The sequence below is a fragment of the Stenotrophomonas sp. YJH_SMC_17 genome, assembly GCF_059371655.1.
Genome location: NZ_JCAFUU010000004.1, coordinates 13,526 through 32,268, shown reverse-complemented (window position 1 = coordinate 32,268; position 18,743 = coordinate 13,526). Strand labels below are relative to the sequence as shown.

Annotated in this window: 17 protein-coding genes; 10 read left to right on the top strand and 7 right to left on the bottom strand. The window is 67.3% G+C overall.

Annotated elements, in window-relative coordinates:
- Positions 1–62: 62 nt before the first annotated feature.
- Positions 63–2,348, bottom strand: a complete 2,286-nt coding sequence (gene clpA / locus AC5P8Z_RS12830; protein WP_295569154.1) for an ATP-dependent Clp protease ATP-binding subunit ClpA — start codon at positions 2,346–2,348, stop codon at positions 63–65.
- 138 nt (positions 2,349–2,486) lie between these two features.
- Here clpA and AC5P8Z_RS12825 point away from each other — a divergent pair, with 138 nt between their 5' ends.
- A complete protein-coding gene (locus AC5P8Z_RS12825) occupies positions 2,487–3,299 on the top strand; it encodes an APH(6) family putative aminoglycoside O-phosphotransferase (RefSeq protein WP_495229188.1) in 813 nt (270 codons plus the stop codon).
- A 167-nt stretch (positions 3,300–3,466) separates the two neighbouring features.
- On the opposite strand, the gene clpS is transcribed toward AC5P8Z_RS12825, so the two are convergent.
- Positions 3,467–3,793 carry an ATP-dependent Clp protease adapter ClpS gene (clpS, locus tag AC5P8Z_RS12820; protein WP_005416477.1) on the bottom strand — a complete coding sequence of 109 codons (327 nt, stop codon included), beginning with the start codon at positions 3,791–3,793 and terminating at the stop codon, positions 3,467–3,469.
- A 112-nt stretch (positions 3,794–3,905) separates the two neighbouring features.
- Between clpS and AC5P8Z_RS12815 the strand changes: the two genes are divergently transcribed.
- From AC5P8Z_RS12815 to AC5P8Z_RS12785, 7 genes are all read left to right on the top strand, one after another.
- A complete protein-coding gene (locus AC5P8Z_RS12815) occupies positions 3,906–4,376 on the top strand; it encodes a hypothetical protein (protein WP_286071921.1) in 471 nt (156 codons plus the stop codon).
- A gap of 1 nt (position 4,377) precedes the next feature.
- Positions 4,378–4,839: an NUDIX hydrolase gene (locus AC5P8Z_RS12810; protein WP_286071920.1), complete on the top strand. Its 462-nt coding sequence runs from the start codon at positions 4,378–4,380 to the stop codon at positions 4,837–4,839.
- Positions 4,836–5,978 carry a tRNA 2-thiouridine(34) synthase MnmA gene (mnmA, locus tag AC5P8Z_RS12805; RefSeq protein WP_286071919.1) on the top strand — a complete coding sequence of 381 codons (1,143 nt, stop codon included), beginning with the start codon at positions 4,836–4,838 and terminating at the stop codon, positions 5,976–5,978. Before AC5P8Z_RS12810 ends, mnmA begins: the two co-directional genes overlap by 4 nt.
- A complete protein-coding gene (gene hflD / locus AC5P8Z_RS12800) occupies positions 5,975–6,589 on the top strand; it encodes a high frequency lysogenization protein HflD (protein ID WP_286071918.1) in 615 nt (204 codons plus the stop codon). Before mnmA ends, hflD begins: the two co-directional genes overlap by 4 nt.
- A 163-nt stretch (positions 6,590–6,752) precedes the next feature.
- Positions 6,753–7,943 carry a methyl-accepting chemotaxis protein gene (locus AC5P8Z_RS12795; RefSeq protein ID WP_286071917.1) on the top strand — a complete coding sequence of 397 codons (1,191 nt, stop codon included), beginning with the start codon at positions 6,753–6,755 and terminating at the stop codon, positions 7,941–7,943.
- Positions 7,944–8,041: 98 nt separating this feature from the next.
- A complete protein-coding gene (locus AC5P8Z_RS12790) occupies positions 8,042–8,257 on the top strand; it encodes a hypothetical protein (protein ID WP_005409586.1) in 216 nt (71 codons plus the stop codon).
- A 67-nt stretch (positions 8,258–8,324) separates the two neighbouring features.
- Positions 8,325–8,831, top strand: coding sequence for a hypothetical protein (locus AC5P8Z_RS12785; protein WP_286071916.1), 507 nt, complete (start codon positions 8,325–8,327; stop codon positions 8,829–8,831).
- Positions 8,832–8,906: 75 nt separating this feature from the next.
- Here AC5P8Z_RS12785 and AC5P8Z_RS12780 read toward each other — a convergent pair whose 3' ends face one another.
- Entirely contained in the window at positions 8,907–11,666 is a 2,760-nt protein-coding gene (locus AC5P8Z_RS12780; RefSeq protein WP_495229187.1) for a bifunctional diguanylate cyclase/phosphodiesterase, read from the bottom strand.
- Positions 11,667–11,798: 132 nt separating this feature from the next.
- Here AC5P8Z_RS12780 and AC5P8Z_RS12775 point away from each other — a divergent pair, with 132 nt between their 5' ends.
- Positions 11,799–13,901 carry a sensor histidine kinase gene (locus AC5P8Z_RS12775; RefSeq protein WP_495229186.1) on the top strand — a complete coding sequence of 701 codons (2,103 nt, stop codon included), beginning with the start codon at positions 11,799–11,801 and terminating at the stop codon, positions 13,899–13,901.
- Between the two features lie 4 nt (positions 13,902–13,905).
- Positions 13,906–15,678, top strand: coding sequence for an EAL domain-containing protein (locus AC5P8Z_RS12770; protein WP_495229185.1), 1,773 nt, complete (start codon positions 13,906–13,908; stop codon positions 15,676–15,678).
- Between the two features lie 94 nt (positions 15,679–15,772).
- Here the strand turns inward: AC5P8Z_RS12770 and AC5P8Z_RS12765 are convergent, their stop codons facing one another.
- The 4 genes from AC5P8Z_RS12765 to flgA form a co-directional block, all read right to left on the bottom strand.
- The gene (locus AC5P8Z_RS12765; protein ID WP_286071912.1) at positions 15,773–16,993 is read right to left on the bottom strand and encodes an ATP-binding protein; all 1,221 of its coding nucleotides are present in this window, start codon (positions 16,991–16,993) and stop codon (positions 15,773–15,775) included.
- A 91-nt stretch (positions 16,994–17,084) separates the two neighbouring features.
- On the bottom strand, positions 17,085–17,423 hold the full coding sequence (locus AC5P8Z_RS12760; protein WP_286071911.1) for a flagellar protein FlgN: 339 nt from the start codon (positions 17,421–17,423) through the stop codon (positions 17,085–17,087).
- Positions 17,420–17,725: a flagellar biosynthesis anti-sigma factor FlgM gene (gene flgM / locus AC5P8Z_RS12755; RefSeq protein ID WP_049432154.1), complete on the bottom strand. Its 306-nt coding sequence runs from the start codon at positions 17,723–17,725 to the stop codon at positions 17,420–17,422. Before flgM ends, AC5P8Z_RS12760 begins: the two co-directional genes overlap by 4 nt.
- A 75-nt stretch (positions 17,726–17,800) precedes the next feature.
- Positions 17,801–18,457 carry a flagellar basal body P-ring formation chaperone FlgA gene (flgA, locus tag AC5P8Z_RS12750; protein ID WP_495229184.1) on the bottom strand — a complete coding sequence of 219 codons (657 nt, stop codon included), beginning with the start codon at positions 18,455–18,457 and terminating at the stop codon, positions 17,801–17,803.
- Between the last annotated feature and the right edge of the window lie 286 nt (positions 18,458–18,743).

Below are 18,743 nucleotides of genomic sequence, written 5' to 3'. Positions count from 1 at the left end.
GGCAAGGGCGGCCGAAGCCGCCCTTGTTCTCCCACCACGTCCGGACCCGGACCGGCGCGGGATTACTCCACCGTCACCGGCAGCAGACGCTCCGGCTCGGCCTGGGTCTCCACCACCAGTTCGTCGTTGCGGACGTCGATGCTGACCTTGCCACCGTTGACGAGCTTGCCGAACAGCAGTTCGTCGGCCAGCGGACGCTTGATCTTGTCCTGGATCACGCGGGCCATCGGACGGGCACCCATCAGCGGATCGAAACCATGGTGGGCCAGCCAATCACGGGCGGTCGGGGTGGCCGACAGGCTGACGTGCTTGTCCTGCAGCAGCATCTCCAGCTCGATCAGGAACTTGTCGACCACGCGCAGGATGTGCTCGAAGCCCAGCGCCTGGAACTGCACCACTGCGTCAAGGCGGTTGCGGAATTCCGGGGTGAAGCTGCGGCGGATGGTCTCCATGGCGTCGGTGGCATGGTCCTGCTTGGTGAAGCCGATCGAACGCCGCGAGGCCTGCGCCGCGCCGGCATTGGTGGTCATCACCAGCACCACGTTCTTGAAGTTCGCCTCGCGACCGTTGGTATCGGTCAGCACGCCGCGGTCCATCACCTGCAACAGGATGTTGAAGATGTCCGGGTGTGCCTTCTCGATCTCGTCCAGCAGCAGCACGCAGTGCGGCGTCTTGACGATCTTTTCCGTCAGCAGGCCGCCCTGGTCGAAGCCGACGTAACCCGGAGGGGCGCCGATCAGGCGGCTGATCGAATGCGGCTCCATGTATTCGGACATGTCGAAGCGGACCAGTTCGATGCCCAGCTGCAGCGCCAGCTGCTTGGTCACCTCGGTCTTGCCCACACCGGTCGGGCCGGCGAACAGGAAGTTGCCGATCGGCTTTTCCGGGTTGCCCAGGCCCGAACGGGCCAGCTTGATCGCCGAGGACAGCGTCTCGATGGCCGGGTCCTGGCCGAAGATCACCATCTTCAGGTTGCGCTCCAGGTGCTGCAGCACATCCTTGTCGGTGGCGCTGACCTGCTTGGTCGGGATACGCGCCATCTTGGCCACGATCGCCTCCACTTCCTCGACGTCGATCAGCTCCTTGCGCTGCCCTTCCGGCAGCAGGCGCTGCCGGGCGCCGGCCTCATCGATCACGTCGATGGCCTTGTCCGGCAGCAGGCGGTCGCCGATGTGCTTCACCGACAGGTCCACTGCGGCCTGCAGCGCCTCGTCGGAATAGGTCACGCCATGGTGCAGCTCGTACTTGGACTTCAGGCCCTGCAGGATCTCGTAGGTCTCGCCCACGGTCGGCTCGACGATGTCGATCTTCTGGAAGCGACGGGCCAGCGCCCTGTCCTTCTCGAAGATGCCACGGTATTCCTGGAAGGTGGTCGAGCCGATGCAGCGCAGCTCGCCGGAGGCCAGCGCCGGCTTGATCAGGTTGGACGCGTCCATGGTGCCGCCCGACGCCGAACCGGCACCGATGATGGTGTGGATCTCGTCGATGAACAGCACCGCGTTGGGCACCTTCTTCAGCGCGGTCAGCACGCTCTTCAGGCGCTTCTCGAAGTCGCCCCGGTACTTGGTGCCGGCCACCAGCGCGCCCAGGTCGAGCGAGTAGATCACCGCGTCGGCCAGCACGTCCGGCACCGAGCCTTCGACGATGCGGCGGGCCAAGCCCTCGGCGATGGCCGTCTTGCCCACGCCGGCCTCACCCACGTACAGCGGGTTGTTCTTGCGGCGGCGGCACAGGACCTGGATGGTGCGCTCGATCTCGTCGGCGCGACCGACCAGCGGGTCGATGCGGCCAGCCCGGGCCTGCTCGTTGAGGTTGCTGGCGAACTCGGTCAGGGCATCGCCCTTCGGCTCGCCATCGCCGCCCTCCATGCGGCCCTCGCCCTCGGAGGAAGAAGATGGCTGCTCGCCTTCCTCGCCCAGCTTGGCGATGCCGTGGGACAGGTAATTGACCACATCCAGGCGAGTGACGTCCTGCTGGTTGAGGTAGTAGACGGCGTGGGAGTCCTTTTCGCCGAAGATGGCGACCAGCACGTTGGCGCCGGTGACCTCTTTCTTGCCCGAGGACTGCACGTGGTAAACGGCCCGCTGCAGCACGCGCTGGAAGCCCAGGGTCGGCTGTGTGTCGCGGCCGTCATCTTCGGCCAGGCGGGACACGGAGGCCTCGATGGCCTGCTCCAGCTCCTGGCGCAGGCGTTCGGCGTCGGCACCACAGGCCTTCAGTACGGCCTGGGCGGACGGGTTGTCGAGCAGTGCCAACAGCAGGTGTTCGACCGTCATGAACTCATGCCGGGCCTCACGGGCGCGCTTGTAGCACTGGCCGATGGTGTGTTCGAGGTCTTTGCTGAACATGGATTACTCCGGCGGCAGATGGGGACAATATGCGGCCTGACTACGCGATTTCCATCACCCTAGCGGATTGCTGCGTTCAGATGGCGTTAGCAGTACACATCGCTTGATCTTCATTCACTCCAGGACAGCCCGCCCAGCATGAGCGAACCCTACCTGAGCCGCTGGCGATTGCGGCGTGATGGCCGCGCCATCGAAACGCCCCGCGCCCGGCTCTGGCCGGTGCTGACCGACGCCGGCGAACCGGCGATGCTGAAGGTCAGCGACGAACCCGAGGAGCAGAACGCCCATCGCCTGCTGCGCTGGTGGAACGGTGACGGTGCTGCCCGCCTGCTGGCCCACGAGGGACCGGCGATCCTGGTCGAACGCGCCAGCGGCGATTCGCTGCGGCAACGCTCGATCAAGGGCGACGATGACACCTGCACCACGATCCTGTGCCAGGTCCTGCAGCGGCTGCACCGGCCACGGAGCGCACCGCCAGCGGAGCTGGTCTGCCTGCGTACATGGTTCGCCGACCTGCTGCAGCCAAGGGCTGCGCTGCCGCCACTGCTGGAACAGTGCAGATCACTGGCGGAAGGGCTGCTGCAGGAAGAGCAGGAGATCCGGCCGCTGCACGGCGACCTGCACCACGACAACGTGCTCGATTTCGGCGCACGTGGCTGGCTGGCGATCGACCCGAAGCGGCTGCTGGGCGACCGCGCCTTCGACTACACCACGCTGTTCAGCAACCCGGATCTCTGCGGCCCGGGCATCCATGTCGCGACGCGGCCGGAACGGTTTGTGGCTCGCCTTGAACGGGTCACGGCGCTGGCGGAGCTGGAACGCACGCGCCTGCTGCGCTGGATCGCGGCCAGCACGGGATTGTCGGCGGTGTGGTTCCGGGATGACGGCGACACGGCTGACATCGATGAGACGGTGGCGCGGATGGCACTGGAGGCACTCGCGGAAGCGTGACCCAGCGGTAGAGCCGAGCCTGCGCTCGGCTGCTTCTGGCTGAAATCTGCATGCCTGGGCGAACAGCAGCCGAGCGCGTGCTCGGCCCCACAGGCCTCCGCCCTGGTAGGTGCCCGCCTCGGCGGGCGCACCGCGCCAGGCGCAGATAGGCCCGCACCAAAAGCCGGTCAGGCCTTTTCCATCGTGCACAGCAACGGATGCTGGTTCATCCGCGAATACTCGTTGACCTGGGCAACCTTGGTCTCGGCCACTTCACGGGTGAACACCCCGCACACACCGCGGCCGCGGGTGTGGACGTGCAGCATCACCTGCGTGGCCTTGTCCAGGTCCATGCTGAAGAACTGCTGCAGGACGTCCACCACGAAATCCATCGGGGTGTAGTCGTCGTTGAGCAGCATCACTTGGTAGAACGGCGGCGGCGCCACTTCCGGGCGCGCGGGCTCTACGGCAACGCCGTGCTCGTGCTGGGAATCAGGGGAAGACTCATGAGGCATCTGCCCATTATAGAGGCTCGGGCGAGCCTGCGTCGGCCTGCCGCACATTGGACGGCACGCGCGGCCGCCGTCACAATTGCACTTTCCCTCAGTATTGCTTCACAGGATCTTCATGAAAAGGACCCTTCTCTCCACCCTGCTGATCGCCCTGGCTGCCACCGGCTCCGCTGCCGCAGCGGAGGCCGACAAGGCCGTGGCCCGCCACCTGGACAAGCTGGGCTACGCCTACGAAGTCGACGAGGACGGCGATTACCGCATGGTCTTCGACGTCGAGGGTGACCGCACCCAGATGGTCTACGTGCGTTCGTCGGTGGAGGATTTCGGCAGCCACAACATCCGCGAGATCTGGTCGCCCGCGTACAGCGCCAAGACCAAGCAGTTCCCGGTGGCCGTGGCCAACCGCCTGCTGGAAGACTCGCAGGATGCCAAGATGGGGGGCTGGGTGAAGCAGGACACCACCGCCATGTTCGTGGTGAAGATCGACGCCGATGCCACGGCCGACCAGCTCAGCGACGCCATTGATGCGGCCATCCGCTCCGCCGACGCGATGGAGCTGGAACTGACCAAGAAGGACGAGTTCTGAGTTGAACGCCACGCCGGACCTGCGCTGGGCACCGCATGCCACCGTCGCCACGGTCGTGGTAGACGGCGGGCGCGTGCTGCTGGTTGAAGAGACCATCGACGGCCGCCAGGTGCTGAACCAGCCGGCCGGCCACCTCGAGCCGGGCGAAAGCCTGGCCGAGGCAGCCCTGCGCGAGACCCGCGAGGAAACCGGCTGGACGGTGCAGCTGACCCACTTCATTGGCTGCTACCAGTGGACCGCCGGTGACGGTACTGCCTTCCTGCGCTTCTGCTATGCGGCCCGCCCGGTCTCGCACGACCCGGCGCAGCCGCTGGACACCGGCATCGACCGCGCCCTGTGGTTGACGCCGGCCGAGCTGCGGGCCGCCGGTGAACGCCTGCGCAGCCCGCTGGTGTGGCAGGTAGTGGCCGATTACCTGGGTGGCCAGCGCCACCCGCTTTCCCTGGTCCGGGAGGTCGCATGAGCACTCCGCGCGTGATGGTGGGCGTCTCTGGTGGCGTCGACTCTTCGGTCGCCGCCTGGCGCCTGGTACAGCAGGGTCAGGCCGTGGCCGGCCTGTTCATGCAGAACTGGGCCGACGATGGCAGCGGCGACTGCCGCGCCGAGGACGACCGCCGCGATGCGGTGGCGGTGTGCGGCCTGCTCGGCATCCCCTTCCACTTCCGCGATTTCTCCAGCGAGTACTGGCAGGGCGTGTTCGAACACTTCCTGGCCGAGTACGCCGCCGGCCGCACGCCCAATCCGGACGTGCTGTGCAACCGGGAAGTGAAGTTCAAGCATTTCCTGGATGCCGCCCGCGAGCTCGGCGCCGAGCGCATCGCCACCGGCCACTACGCACGCGTCGCCCAGCGCGGCCACCAGTGGCTGCTGCTGCGCGGTGCCGACCGCTCCAAGGACCAGAGCTACTTCCTGCACCAGCTGGGCCAGGAACAGCTGTCGGCCACCCTGTTCCCGATCGGCGACCTGGAAAAGACCGACCTGCGACGGATCGCGCGCGACGTCAGCCTGCCGACCCACGCCAAGAAGGACTCCACCGGCATCTGCTTCATCGGCGAGCGCGACTTCCGCGAGTTCCTCGGCCGCTACCTGCCGGCCAAGCCCGGCCAGATCCTCGACCCGGCCGACGGCAGCGTGATCGCCGAACACCCGGGCGTGTTCTATTTCACCCTGGGCCAGCGCGAGGGCCTGAACATCGGCGGCGTGCGCGGCCGTCCCGCGGCGCCGTGGTATGTGGTCGGCAAGGACGTGGCCAGCAACGTGCTGTACGTGGACCAGGACCGCGACAGCAAGTGGATGCTGTCCGACCGGCTGCGCTCGGAAACCGCGCACTGGATTGCCGGCGCGCCCCCCGCCCGCCGGTTTGAGTGCACGGCACAGACCCGCTACCGCCAACCCGATGAGCGGTGTACGGTCGAGGTGCTGGACGACGGCAGCGTGCTGGTCACCTTCGCGCGCCCGCAGCGCGCCGTTACCCCCGGTCAATCACTGGTGCTGTATGACGGTGAGGTGTGCCTGGGTGGCGCGGTGATCGCCGCCACCGATGCGCCGCTGGAACAGCGCCTGCGCACCACCCCTTCCCCTTTTGAGGTAATCGCTGCATGAGTTTCACTGTCGACGACCGCGTCCTGGCCCTGGCCGGCATTGCCCAGGCCCTGCAGCAGGTACGCCGTATCGCCGATACCGGCCATTCCGACGCCGCCGCCGTGCGCACCGCCGTGGACAGCGTGTTCCGCGTTGATGCGTCCTCGCCGCAGGAGGTGTTCGGTGACCGCCATGCACTGAAGGCCGGACTGCGCCTGCTGCACAACTACTTCCGCAACCAGGGCCAGGACCCGATCCTGCCCAAGCTGGCCCTGTCGGTGCTTCAACTGGAGCGCCGTTTCGTACAGGACGGCGCGACCGTCAACAAGGTCGCCTCGGGCATCGAGCGCGCCCAGCGCCAGGCCACCGAGCTGGGCGACAGCGGTCACCCGGACGTGCTGTCCAACCTCGGCGGCCTGTACGCGGACACCATCAGCCACCTCAAGCCGCGGGTGATGGTGCAGGGCAACCCCCATTACCTGGGCCAGGCCGGCGTGGTGGCCGAGATCCGCGCGCTGCTGCTGGCCGCGGTACGCTCGGCGGTGCTGTGGCGCCAGCTGGGCGGTAGCTACTGGGACTTCCTGTTCAGCCGCAAGGCGATGATCGAGGCCGTGGATCGCCAACTGGCGTGAGCCCGAGGGGTCGGATCCCTTCCCGGCACGGAAAGGGCTCCGACCCCGAAGCCGCCAGGGCGCCGGAAAACCGGCGCATTCAGAATGCACTTCGAGGCACATCGACGTTAAAGAGAAAGGGGGTACGGCCGATACATCCTCCGTGCACCTCCCGAGAACGTCCATGTACTCACGCATTTTCATCCGTCTGGCCGCCCCCCTGGCTCTGACCCTGCTGCTCCCCATCGCCATCGGTTTCGAATGGCCGGCCGCCCTGCGCTGGGCGATCCTGACCACGATGACGCTGAGCTGGCTCGGCTTTGCGTGGTGGACCACCCGCGCCCAGGCACATCGTTCCCCCGAACACGCCCGTGTCCTGCGCGAACAGGACCAGCTGCTGACCGAACTGCGCAACTTCGTCGGCAACGAGATTGACGGTTCGCGCGGCGAAGTGGAACGCGCCCGTGACCTGATCCGCCAGGCAGTGTCCAGCCTGGGCGGCAGCTTCGATGCGATGAACCGCAAGTCGCGCCAGCAGAGCCAAGCCCTGTCGCGCATCGTCGACCGCGCTGGTGATGAAGGCAATGCCGGCCTCGACGTTGCCCGTTTCGCCCAGCACGCCAGCCACCGCATGGAACAGCTGGTGGAAGCGCTGGAACAGGTCAGCGGCCAGAGCAGCACCACCGTGCAGCACATCGACCAGATGGCGCAGCACCTGGATGGCATCTTCGCGCTGCTGGAAGACGTCAAGTCGATCGCCGACCAGACCAACCTGCTGGCGCTGAACGCGGCCATCGAAGCGGCGCGTGCCGGTGAAGCCGGTCGTGGCTTCGCCGTGGTCGCTGACGAAGTGCGCAACCTGTCCGAGCGCTCGACCACCTTCAACGAGCAGATCCGCAAGCTGGCGCACAGCTCCAAGGACGCCATCGCCAAGGTGCGCGAGACGGTCTCGCACATGGCCTCGCGTGACATGGACCGCTCCCGCGAAGCCCGCCAGGAAGCGGCGGCGATGCTCGACAACGTTGCGCAGATCAACGCTTCGCTGGGCGACGGCATGCGCGAAGTGTCCGAGTGCGCCCGTTCGATCGATGGCAGCGTGGCCGAGGCCGTGCGCGCCCTGCAGTTCGAAGACATCGCCACCCAGGCACTGGGCGGCGTGCACACCCACCTGGACCGCCTGACGGCGATCAACCGCGAAGCAGTCGCCCTGCAGGAACTGCTGCACCGCAATGGCGGCGTGTTCGACGAAGAGATCGCCACTGCCCTGCAGCGCACCGGCAGCCGCCTGCGCGAACTGCGCAGCGAGTGGGAACGCCCGCCGCACAAGCCGGTTGCCCAGCAGAGCATGGGCGCCGGCACCGTCGAGCTGTTCTGACCCTGATGTCCGCTGCCGTCGCCGGCAGCCCGCAAGGCCCCGGTTCGTCCGGGGCCTTTGCCTGTGACCCGCCGTTGGATGCATCCTGTACACGCACCATGACCCTGATCCGCGCCCTGCCCTCCCTCACCGACACCGAACGCCCGCGCAACGCGAGCGTGCGTGAGCAGCTGCAACAGCTGGAAGAGGTCGCCCGCGAAGAGATCCGCGAGCTGCAGCAATTGGCAGATGCTCGCCCTGCCCCGTCGCGGGCGGACGAGGCGCTGCTGGGGCTGGCGTGGGACCTGGGGCTCGATGGGGAAGCGCTGAAGTAGATCCACGCCTTGCGTGGATGGGCCGCCCCGCATGGCATGATGCCCCGGTCCCGTTCATGGAAGACCGATGGCCATCGCCCTGATCGCAGTGCTGCTTATCGAGACCGTCCTTCTGATGGCCTGGGTGGCCGGCTATTTCAGCTGGGGCATCACCCTGTTCAACGAACGCATTGCGGCGTCACCGGCCATGCAGGCCCGCCTCTCGCTGGGCAGCCTGGAGCGTGACCTGCCTTGGGACAAGTGGCTGCGACTGACCTTCCATGCGCTGCCCGATGGCAGCATGGCGTTCCGCGAGAGCTTCGCGCCGAGCTTTGGCCTGCGCTACTTCCCGGTGATGCGCGGTCGCATCGTACTCAACGCGCGACGGCACGAGGTGCGGGTGATCGGCCTCTGCAGCTGGTTCGTGGCGATTCTCTCGCTGCTGCTGTTGCCGCTGGTGGCGATGCGCCCGATGGTGGCGCCGCTGCTGCTGGTGCTGCCGCTGTTCGTGGGCAGCTATCTGGTCCAGAAGCGGCGCTATGCGGCCATCGTCGAGACGCTGCGCATGCAGTTGAAGGCGGAATTCCCGAGGTAGATCCACGCCATGCGTGGATGGTCGCGCGCCCAGGCATTCGTGCCGACCCAGGTCGGCACCTGCCAAAGCGGATCCTCAGCGCACCAGCACGGCTTCCCCGCTGGCATCGGTGCGCAGCGAAACCGGCTGTGGCTGGCGCAGCCACTGCGCGAGGTCACGCGGGCTGAGCGGGCGCGAGTACAGGTAGCCCTGGATCTCGTCGCAGCCCTGGCGGCGCAGCATGTCTTCTTCCTGGTGCGTTTCCACGCCCTCGGCCACCACCTTCATGCCCAGCGCGTGGCCCAGGTGCACGATCGCCTGGGTCACCTCGGCCGTGCCCGAATCATGCAGCATGCCCTGCACGAAACTGCGGTCGATCTTCAGGCGGCCCACCGGGAAGCGGTTCAGATAGTTGAGGTTGGAAAATCCGGTCCCGAAGTCGTCCACTGCCAGCGGCACGCCATGGCGCTCCAGTACATCGAAGCAGTGGCGCAGGATGTCGGTGTCACGGATCAGCGCCGACTCGGTCAGCTCCAGTTCCAGCCGTTGCGGCGGCCAGCCATGGGCATGGCAGATCTCGATCACGCGTTCGGCGAAGCCGCGATCCCGCAACTGCACCGCCGACACATTGACCGCGATGCGATCAAAGTGCAGGCCGGCGCGGTCCCAGGCGGTGGCCTGGCGGCAGGCTTCATTGAGCACCCAGTCGCCGATCCGTACGATCTCGCCGCACTTCTCTGCGATGGGGATGAACTCGGCCGGGCTGCAGTAGCCGATCCCGGGCCGGTGCCAGCGCAGCAGCGCTTCGATGGCCGGTGGCTCGCCATGATGGGCATGCAGCAGCGGCTGGTAGGCCAGGCTGAACTCTTCGCGCTCGATGGCGCCGTGGAGTGCATGCTCGAGCTCCAGCTTGCGCTGGATGCGGGCCAGCGCGTCCTGGCTGTAGTACTGGTAGGTATTGCGGCCGGCCTCCTTGGCCGCGTACATCGCCGCATCGGCGGCACGCAGCAGGGAATCGAAGTCGGTCTGCGCGTCGCCCAGCATCGCGATGCCGACACTGGCGCCGACCTTCAACGTGGTGTCGCCACGGCGCAGCGGCTCGGCCAGCGAAGCGATCAACTTGCGCGCCACGTGGCCGGCGTCTTCCGGCTCGGCCAGATCGCGCAGCACCACGATGAACTCGTCGCCACTGAAGCGGCCAAACAGGTCGTTGTTGCGCAGGTTCTGGTGCAGGCGCGTCGCAGCGGCCTTCAGCAGCGCATCACCGGTGGCATGACCGAAGCTGTCGTTGATGGTTTTGAAGCCGTCCAGATCGATGAACAGCATCGCCAGCGAGGTGCCACGGTCGCGCGCTTCCTCGATGGCTTCTGCTGTCTGCTCGCCGAGCAGCACGCGGTTGGGCAGACCGGTGAGCAGATCGTAATGGGCCAGCAGCTCGATGCGCTCGTTGGCCTCGCGTTCCCGGGTGATGTCGCGGAACAGCACCACGAAGCGCGGCGGCAGCCCATCACGGCGGTCCAGTTCGATCAGCACCTGCACCCAGACGCGCAGGCCGGACTGGCGGTAGAAGCACAGGTCCAGCTGCTCGGGCAGGCCGCCGTTGGCGATACGGGCGAGCGCCGCCTCGAACGCGTTGCGCGAGTCCTCGGTGTACAGCGCCAGCGCTTGGTCGAGGGTGATCGGTTCCTTGCGCAGGCCATGGATGCGGTAGCACTCCTCGGTCCATTGCATGCTGCGGGTCTGCACTTCGATCTCGCAGCCGCCGATACGGCCCAGCGCGGAGACCCGGTTCAGCAGTTCGGTGCGCCAGCGGATCAACGCATCGGTCTGGTGCTGTTCGGTGATGTTCTGCACCTGGCCGAGCAGGCGCTTGGGTTGCCCGTCCATGTCCAGCAGCGGCTGCATCCACAGCCGCAGGTGCTGCGAAGGCTCATGGCCGCGGGTCAGTTCCAGCTCCAGGTTGGCGGCGCGGCCGTCCCGCCACAATCGCCTCCACGCCGCCCGCAGCGCACCGCGGGAGCGCGGATGCAGCTGCTTCAACCACCGTCGCTGGCCGGGCACGGCGCCCTGCTCCAGCGCCAGCAGCGAGCGCAGTTCCGGCGACCACCAGAAGTGGCCGGTGTTGGGATCGAACGACCAGCTGCCCATGCTTGCGATGCGCTGCGCCTCGCTCAAGTGCAGCTGCTGTTCCTGCAGCAGCGATTCGAGCTGCTTCTGCTGCTCGATGTCGGTATGCGTGCCGACCATGCGCAAGGGTTGCCCGTCGGCGGTACGCGCCACCACGCGACCGCGGTCGAGCACCCAGCGCCACTGGCCGTCCGCCTGACGGAAGCGGAACTGCGCGCTGTACTGCTCGCTCTGCCCGCGCAGGTGCTGGTCCAGTGCAGCACGCACCTGGCCGATGTCTTCGCTGTGGACGCGCGCCAGCATTTCGGTGGCGGTCTCGTCGCCCAGCGCCGGGGTGCGCACCACGCGGTCGCTGGGAATGTCCCAGTCCCACAGGCTGTGGCCGGCGCTGTCCAGCGCAAGCTCCCAGCGCCCGCCCCCATCCACCGGTACCGGCTCGGGAATGCTCAGCGTGAAGGCCAGCAGATTGCCAGCGCCATCGTGCACGGCACGCAGGTGCCCGTCGTAGTGGCCTCGCGGGCCACCCGGCAACGTACAGGCCACGATGCCGCCATCGGCGGCCATCAGGCGCAGATCTTCCAGCATCGGCGCATAGGCGGCCACGGTGGCCGGCAGGCCATGCTCGCGCGCAGCCGGATTGGCCGCCAGCGGGCGCCCCGTACGGTCGACGATGACCAGTGCCGACGCAAGCGGGTGCTGCAGCAGGCTGGCGATGATCCCTTGGTCCACGCGATCTTGCTCCGGATGACACGCCCGTCAGCGGGGCACGCAGTGGTTAACGGCCCCTGCAGCGGATAATTGAGTGGTCAGGGCACAGCTGCGCGGTAAGATGGCCGGCGCCCCTTTTCATCCAGCCCGTCCATGCCCGCAGAACCGACCGGCACCGCCCCAGTTCCCGACCCGCGGATGGCGCAGGCGCTGAGCCGCGACCGCCGGCGGGTGGTACTGAGCTATCTGGTGATGGCGTTGGCCTGGATGATCGCCTCCGACAGTGCGGTACAGGCGCTGGTGTCCGACCCGCAGCAGGCCACGATGTGGCAGAGCGTGAAGGGCTCGTTCTTTGCACTGGCCAGTGCCGGGCTGCTGTATCTGCTGCTGCGCCCGCTGGCCGAGCATGTGCTGCACACCCATGCCCGCCAGCAGGCCTCCGAGCTGCGCCTGCGGCAGATGTTCGAAGGCAATCCGGGCCCGATCCTGGTCTACGATCTGGACACGTTGGCCATCCTCGATGCCAACCCTGCTGCATGCAGTGCTTTCGGCTGGGAACGCGACGAGCTGCTGGAGCAGACCATCGACGCGCTGTGGCCACCGGGCCAGGACCAGGCGCTGCAGACCAAACTGGAGGCGATCCGGGAGGCGCCGGAGGAGCTGTGCATCCTGCGCACGCAGCTGCAGCTGCGCGACGGCAGCCTGCGCCAGATGGAGCTGCGTTCAAACGCGATCAGCTACGACGGCCACAACGCGCGCCTGCTGATCGCCATCGACCGCACGGCCGAGGATCTGGCGCAGCTGCGCCGCGACCAGGCGCTGGCGCGGGTCGAAGAAGCGCACGAGCTGGCCCGCATCGGCGCGTGGGAGCTGGATCCGTCCACAGGCCTGGGCCGCTATTCCAACCAGGTCTATCGCCTGCTGGGCCGGCGCCCGCCCGAAGCCCGCCGCTGGCATCGCTTCGACGAGCTGCTGGTACCCGCCGACCCGGCTACCGCCAGCCAGACCGAACAGCTGCTGGCCGACCTCTGCTCCGGTGAGCCGGTACAGGTGGATGTGCTGCTGCCGCTGCTGTCGATGGACGGCCGCGCGTTGATGGTTCACCTGCGTGCGGCCAGTGGCACCGACGAGTCCGGCCGCAGCCGGGTACTGGGAACGCTGCAGGACGTGACCGAAAAGGAACAGTCGCGGCGCCTGCTGCGCGAGCGCGAGGAGCAGTTCCGCGAGCTGGTGCGGGTGCTGCCCGATGGCGTGGTGATCCTTTCCGACGAGCATGTGCTGTACACCAACGCCTGGGCCGCCAGCCTGTTCGGTTACGGCACCCATACCCTGCTCGGCGAGCCCCTGTCGGCCCTGGTGGCTGCCGGTGACCTGGCCCGCGTGCGTGGCCAGCTGCGCGCCGGGCAGCCACACCTGGGCCCTGGCCACAGCAGCGTGGTGGCAATGCAGCGCGCAGACGGCCGCAGCTTCCACGCTGGCCTTGCGGTGGGCGAAGTGCGCTATGGCGGCCGCGACTGCAAGCTGCTGATCGTGCGCGATCTGAGCGATTCCGAACGCACCCGCAGTGCGCTGGAAACCAGCAACCGCGAACTGCAGGCCATGGCTGGGCGCCTGTTCTCGCTGCAGGAAGATGAACGCCGCGCGATCTCACGCGACCTGCACGATGACATCGGCCAGGCGATCACTGCGATCAAGCTGTCGGCCTACGCAGCACAGGACGAGGATGATCCGCAGCGCCGCGCCGAGGATCTGGCGCAGATCGTTGGCCTGGCCGACACGACCGTGGCCAAGCTGCGTGACATCTCCACCCTGCTGCGTCCGCCGCAGCTGGATGCCCTAGGCCTGGAAGCGGCCCTCAGCTGGCAGGCACGCGTGCTGTTCCGCTCCTCGCCGGTGGAACTGCTGGCCGAGATCGAACCGCTTCCGCATCGCCCCGACAACAGCATCGAGCAGGCCTGCTTCCGCATCGCGCAGGAGAGCCTGACCAACGTGCTGCGGCACGCGCGTGCCAGCCAGGTGCAGCTGCAGCTGCGCGACGTCGGCCAGCGCGGGCTGCACCTGCAGATCCGGGATGACGGCGAAGGTTTCGACCCTGACGGCCCGCGCGGCCTGGGCCTGATCGTGATGCGCGAGCGCGCGCAGAGTGTCGGCGGCCATGTGCGGATCGAGTCCGCACACGGCGAGGGCACCCTGATCGACGTCCACCTCCCCTACCAGGCGGCCAGCATGGCTGCCGTCGATTCACCGGAATACTGAGCCTATGTGGAACCCCAACCAGCCCCCGGTCAGCATCGACGATGCCCCTGACCGCCTGGGCGCCGGCAACCCCGAGCTGCAGGCGATGGTCGCCGAGGCGGCCTCCGGCGGCACCGCGCTGATGCTGATGCACGTGGACATCGACCACTTCGCTTCGGTGAACGAGAACATGAGCGCCGAAGTGGGCGACCAGGCGCTGGTGCTGGTGGCGCAGCGGCTGCAGTCCTACCTGCGCGGGCGAGGCAAGCTGTGGCGCCACGGCAGTGACGAATTCCTGATCGCGGTGCCGCGCGCCGCCGACGTGCCGCTGCCGGAGGACTTCGCCGAGGAAATCCGCCAGCAGATGGAGCTGCCGCTGTCGGTGCTGCCCTACACGCTGTTCATGACCGGCAAGCTGGGCGTGAGCCTGTGCCCGGAACATGCCAGCAGCGCCTCGCGACTGCTCGACCATGCCGAGGATGCGCTGTACCAGGCCGCCCGCGAAGGCGGCAATGCCGTGCGCATCCATGCGGTGGACACCCCGCCGAGCGCGCACAGCGAGAGCATCATCGCGCGCCAGATCGTCGATGCCATTCCCAATGGCGAGCTGAAGCTGCGCTACCAGCCGCTGGTCAGTGCCCGCGATGGCCACGTGGTGGGCATGGAAGCGCTGCTGCGATGGCAGTCGCCTACCCTGGGCATGCTGGTGCCGGAGCGCTTCATGCGCACTGCCGAGCGCCTGGGCATCATCGTGCAGATCGGCACCTGGGTGCTGGAAGGCGCACTGAAGCAGGCCCGCCTGTGGCGCGACCAGGGCTTCGACGACTTCACCATCGCCGTGAACGTGTCGACCCTGCAGCTGCTGCGGCCCAATTTCTTCGCCGAAGTGATGGGCCTGATCCAGGCCGCAGGCGTGCCGGCGCAGATGCTGACGCTGGAGATCAACGAAAGCGCGCTGACCAACAACGTCAACTTCGTGCACGAGACGCTGGCCAACCTGCGCAACGAAGGCATCAGCCTCAGCCTGGACAACTTCGGCACCGGCGATTCCAGCCTGAGCGCGCTGGTGCGCTATCCAGTGGACAAGCTGAAGATCGACCGCAGCTTCATCAAGAGCGCGCCCGCCGGCAACCGCGAGGCGGCCATCGCCCGCGCGATCATTGCCATGGGCCACCAGCTGGGCATGACCGTGATTGCCAACGGCGTGGAATCGCAGGCGCAGCTGGGCTTCCTGCGCCGCAACGACTGCGACGTGTTCCAGGGTTACCTGTTCGGCGAACCGATGTCGGCCGATGCCGCCGGCATGACCCTGCGCCGCCGCTACCTGCGCCCGGAAGCGTTCGCCGAGACCCGCCCGGACCGCACGCTGCTGCTGCTGGACGACGAGGAGAATGTGCTGCGCTCGCTGGTACGCCTGTTCCGCCGCGATGGCTACCGCATCCTGGCGGCCGGCAACGTGCGCGATGCGTTCGACCTGCTGGCGATCAACGATGTGCAGGTGATCCTGTCCGACCAGCGCATGAGTGACATGAGCGGCACCGAGTTCCTGGGCCGGGTGAAGATGCTGTACCCCGATACGATCCGCCTGGTGCTGTCCGGCTACACCGATCTGAACACGGTGACCGACGCGATCAACCGTGGTGCGATCTACCGCTTCCTGACCAAACCCTGGAACGACGACGAGCTGCGCAAGCACATCCACCAGGCCTTCCGCACCTACGAGGAACAGCGCCGCAGCAATGCGGGGCCGGCGCCGGTGGAAACAGGAGATGCCGGCGAGGATCGACCGCCGCGGTGATGATCCCGTCCGGTAGAGCCGGCCGCTGGCCGGCTGCTCTGGGGTGTCCGGTTCGATGAGGTTGCCGGCCAGCGGCCGGCACTACCAGAAGCAGTCAGCGCGGCTGCTTCACCGGCAGCACCACGCGGAAGCGCGAACCCACGCCTGGCGTGCTGTCCAGGTCGATGCGGCCGTGGTGCTTGTTGATGATGCTGTAGGAGATCGACAGGCCCAGGCCGGTGCCGCTGCCGACCGGCTTGGTGGTGAAGAACGGATCGAAGATGCGCTGGCGCAGCTCGGGCGAGATACCGCCGCCGGTGTCTTCGAACTCGACCCACACATGATCACCATCGACACCGGTACGCACCGTGATCGTGCCGCGCTCGGCAATGGCGTGGCCGGCATTGAGCAGCAGGTTCATGTAGACCTGGTTCAACTCCGACGGCAGGCATTCCACCAGCGGCAGCTGGCCGAACTCGCGCTGCAGGGTGACCTTGTACTTCAGCTCGTTCCAGATGATGTTGATGGTCGATTCCAGGCCTGCATGCAGGTCGACCAGCTTCCACGACTCGTCGCGTCCGGAATACGAGAAGTCCTTCAGGTCGCGCACGATGCGGGTCACGCGCTCGATGCCCTCGCGCGACTCGGCCATCAGCTGCGGCAGGTCGCGGCTGATGAAATCGATGTCCAGGCGGTCACGGATATCGTCGATTTCCGGAATCAACGCCTTCGGGTCCGGCGCGCGCAGAGCGCGCTCGTACGCTTCAATCACGGTGAACAGGCTGCGCAGGTATTCCTGCAGGCTGCCCAGGTTGGAGTGGACGTAACCGATCGGGTTGTTGATCTCGTGCGCGACACCTGCCGCGAGCTGGCCGATGGAGGCCATCTTCTCCGACTGCAGCAGCTTCTCCTGGGTGCCGTTGAGGCGCAGGTAGGCCTGGCGCAGTTCGGCGTGGCGCTGCTGGAGTTCGCGCTCGTAGTCTTCCTGCCCCTCGATGTGGCGGAACAAGGCGAGGAAGTGGCCCTCGCCCACCGTACCGTGGTGGTACAGGTGGGCAATGACCACGCCCTCACCCAGCGGCAGGCTGCCGTTCCAGTGGCCATGCTGGCGGGCCTGTTCCAGCGCATCGGGGGGCAGCAGTTCGCGCAGACGCTGCGGTGGCGGCAATGCGCCATCTGCGCCTTTGGCCAGCAGGTTCTGCGCGGCTGGATTGGCCAGCGCCACCTGCCCGTCTTCAGTGAACAGCAGCAGTCCTTCGCGCAGGCGCTCAAGCAGGGCCTGCAGCACCGGCTGCGGCGGAAGGGGGGCGGTAACCAGGGCGTTGGCAGCGGACACGGCGACTCGGGGCATTCGAACAGGCGCCCAATATACGCGGTCACGCAGCGGGCTTCAGCCCGCGGGGGTGGGTTGTGCGGCCGCCGCCGCGTCAGGCAACGGCGAGTGGGCGGCGGGCAGTGACGTTGTGTGACTGGCCCTTGGCGTCGTAGGCCGAGGCGTCTTCGGTACGGCCAAGCTGGCGCAGTGCCCAGTTGACCTCGCGACGCCGCCGCGACAGCAGCACGCCGTTGGCGCGATTGCGTTCGGCCAGTTCCTGCAGCTGTTCGCCCTGCCCGACCGGCGGCGCGCCTTCCAGCGCACGCAGCGCTTCCAGCTTGGCCCCGGTAGCCCGGATCAGGGCGTGCACGTCGTGCTCGACCAGGGCCTGGCGTTCAACGTCCAGGGCCTGGGCGAGACGCTGCAGCGGCTCGCTCATCGCTGCGGTCATCCCTGCAGCTGCTGGTCCAGATCGAGCATGCGCGATGCGATCGCGTCCGGATTGATCTTGTAGGTGCCGTTCTGCAGCGACTCGCGCACGGCGGCCACGCGCTGGGCGTCAATCGCCGGGGCGGTGGTCAGCTCACGCTCGATGGCCTGCAGATTGGTGGCCTCGCCGGTCAGGCGCAGGCTGTCGGCAGCCTCGACCGGGCGCGCCGGCGCATCGCTGCTGACGCCGGGCTTGCTGGCCGGGGTCGTCACGCTGCGCAGTGCCTGGGGGACCTGCAGGTTGCCGTCGATTTTCTGGCTCATGGGGTGTCCTGGAGTTGCCGTTCACAAGGGATAACGGCCTCAGGGCCGCGATCTTTAGGGATATTTTGCGGTAAATCAACGCGCCACGATTACGTCACCTGCGGCATCGACCGTGCCCTGCACGATCCGCCGCGAGGACAGGTTTTCCACCGAGACCCGTTCATTCTCACCGGCATCGCCCATCGCACGACCGGCAATGCGGACCTCGACCGAGCCGCGACGCGATACCAGGGCCACATTGTCTCCTCGCTTGATGAGACGCTGCACCACCAGATCGTTGTTCGACAGCAGGGCCCCGGCCTGCAAGGGACGGCGGGCGATGCGACCGATCGCTGCGTTGGGATCGGCCAGCACCGCACCGGCAATCCGGGCAGCGTCACGCTGGGCAGTGGTGATATCGGCGGCAGTGAGGGTTTCTCCAGTGCCGATTCCACGATTGAGCACCAGCACGGTCTGGTTGCGCCGCACCTTCACCGGTACGAACAGGCGCCAGCCGCCCGCATCGGGGCAACTGACCTCCACGGTGGTGTTGGCGGTGGGCTGCACCTGCAGCGCGCCGCCACACTTCGGCAGGCGCAGCGCATCGGCCACCTGGGCCTCGCCTTCACTGCCGGCCGGCAGCGTCGACAAGGCCGCCGTGCGGATGCTGGCGACCGGTTGCCAGTCGGCAGCGGCCGCCCACGGCGAGGCCAGGGCCAGCCCGATGGCGATTAGGGATGTGATCCGGCGCATGGCGCCTCCTGTCGATGGGACCTGGCCCAGCTGCGTGCAAGGGGTGTGCCAGAGGCAGGGTCTCGGAATGGGAATGTGTAGAGTCGACTGTGAGTCGACTTTCGCGTTGGTCGACTTTCGCGCGAAGCGCGGGATTTCCCGCGATCGGATAAGAGCAGTCGACCGCGAAGAGCAGTCGGCCCCGAAGAGCAGTCGACTGACAGTCGACTCTACAGAAAAGCAGAAGCGGCGCAGAGCACGTGCGTGGCAGACCACCCTCAAGTTCCGCCGCTGTGGCGCCGATACA

Coding starts and splice junctions, on each gene's coding strand:
- AC5P8Z_RS12760 (WP_286071911.1), bottom strand. CDS start 17,423: ATGACCGCAGCGATGAGCGAGCCGCTGCAGCGTCTCGCCCAGGCCCTG.
- hflD (WP_286071918.1), top strand. CDS start 5,975: ATGAGTTTCACTGTCGACGACCGCGTCCTGGCCCTGGCCGGCATTGCC.
- AC5P8Z_RS12770 (WP_495229185.1), top strand. CDS start 13,906: ATGTGGAACCCCAACCAGCCCCCGGTCAGCATCGACGATGCCCCTGAC.
- clpS (WP_005416477.1), bottom strand. CDS start 3,793: ATGCCTCATGAGTCTTCCCCTGATTCCCAGCACGAGCACGGCGTTGCC.
- AC5P8Z_RS12825 (WP_495229188.1), top strand. CDS start 2,487: ATGAGCGAACCCTACCTGAGCCGCTGGCGATTGCGGCGTGATGGCCGC.
- AC5P8Z_RS12785 (WP_286071916.1), top strand. CDS start 8,325: ATGGCCATCGCCCTGATCGCAGTGCTGCTTATCGAGACCGTCCTTCTG.
- flgM (WP_049432154.1), bottom strand. CDS start 17,725: ATGAGCCAGAAAATCGACGGCAACCTGCAGGTCCCCCAGGCACTGCGC.
- AC5P8Z_RS12795 (WP_286071917.1), top strand. CDS start 6,753: ATGTACTCACGCATTTTCATCCGTCTGGCCGCCCCCCTGGCTCTGACC.
- clpA (WP_295569154.1), bottom strand. CDS start 2,348: ATGTTCAGCAAAGACCTCGAACACACCATCGGCCAGTGCTACAAGCGC.
- AC5P8Z_RS12790 (WP_005409586.1), top strand. CDS start 8,042: ATGACCCTGATCCGCGCCCTGCCCTCCCTCACCGACACCGAACGCCCG.
- AC5P8Z_RS12815 (WP_286071921.1), top strand. CDS start 3,906: ATGAAAAGGACCCTTCTCTCCACCCTGCTGATCGCCCTGGCTGCCACC.
- AC5P8Z_RS12775 (WP_495229186.1), top strand. CDS start 11,799: ATGCCCGCAGAACCGACCGGCACCGCCCCAGTTCCCGACCCGCGGATG.
- mnmA (WP_286071919.1), top strand. CDS start 4,836: ATGAGCACTCCGCGCGTGATGGTGGGCGTCTCTGGTGGCGTCGACTCT.
- flgA (WP_495229184.1), bottom strand. CDS start 18,457: ATGCGCCGGATCACATCCCTAATCGCCATCGGGCTGGCCCTGGCCTCG.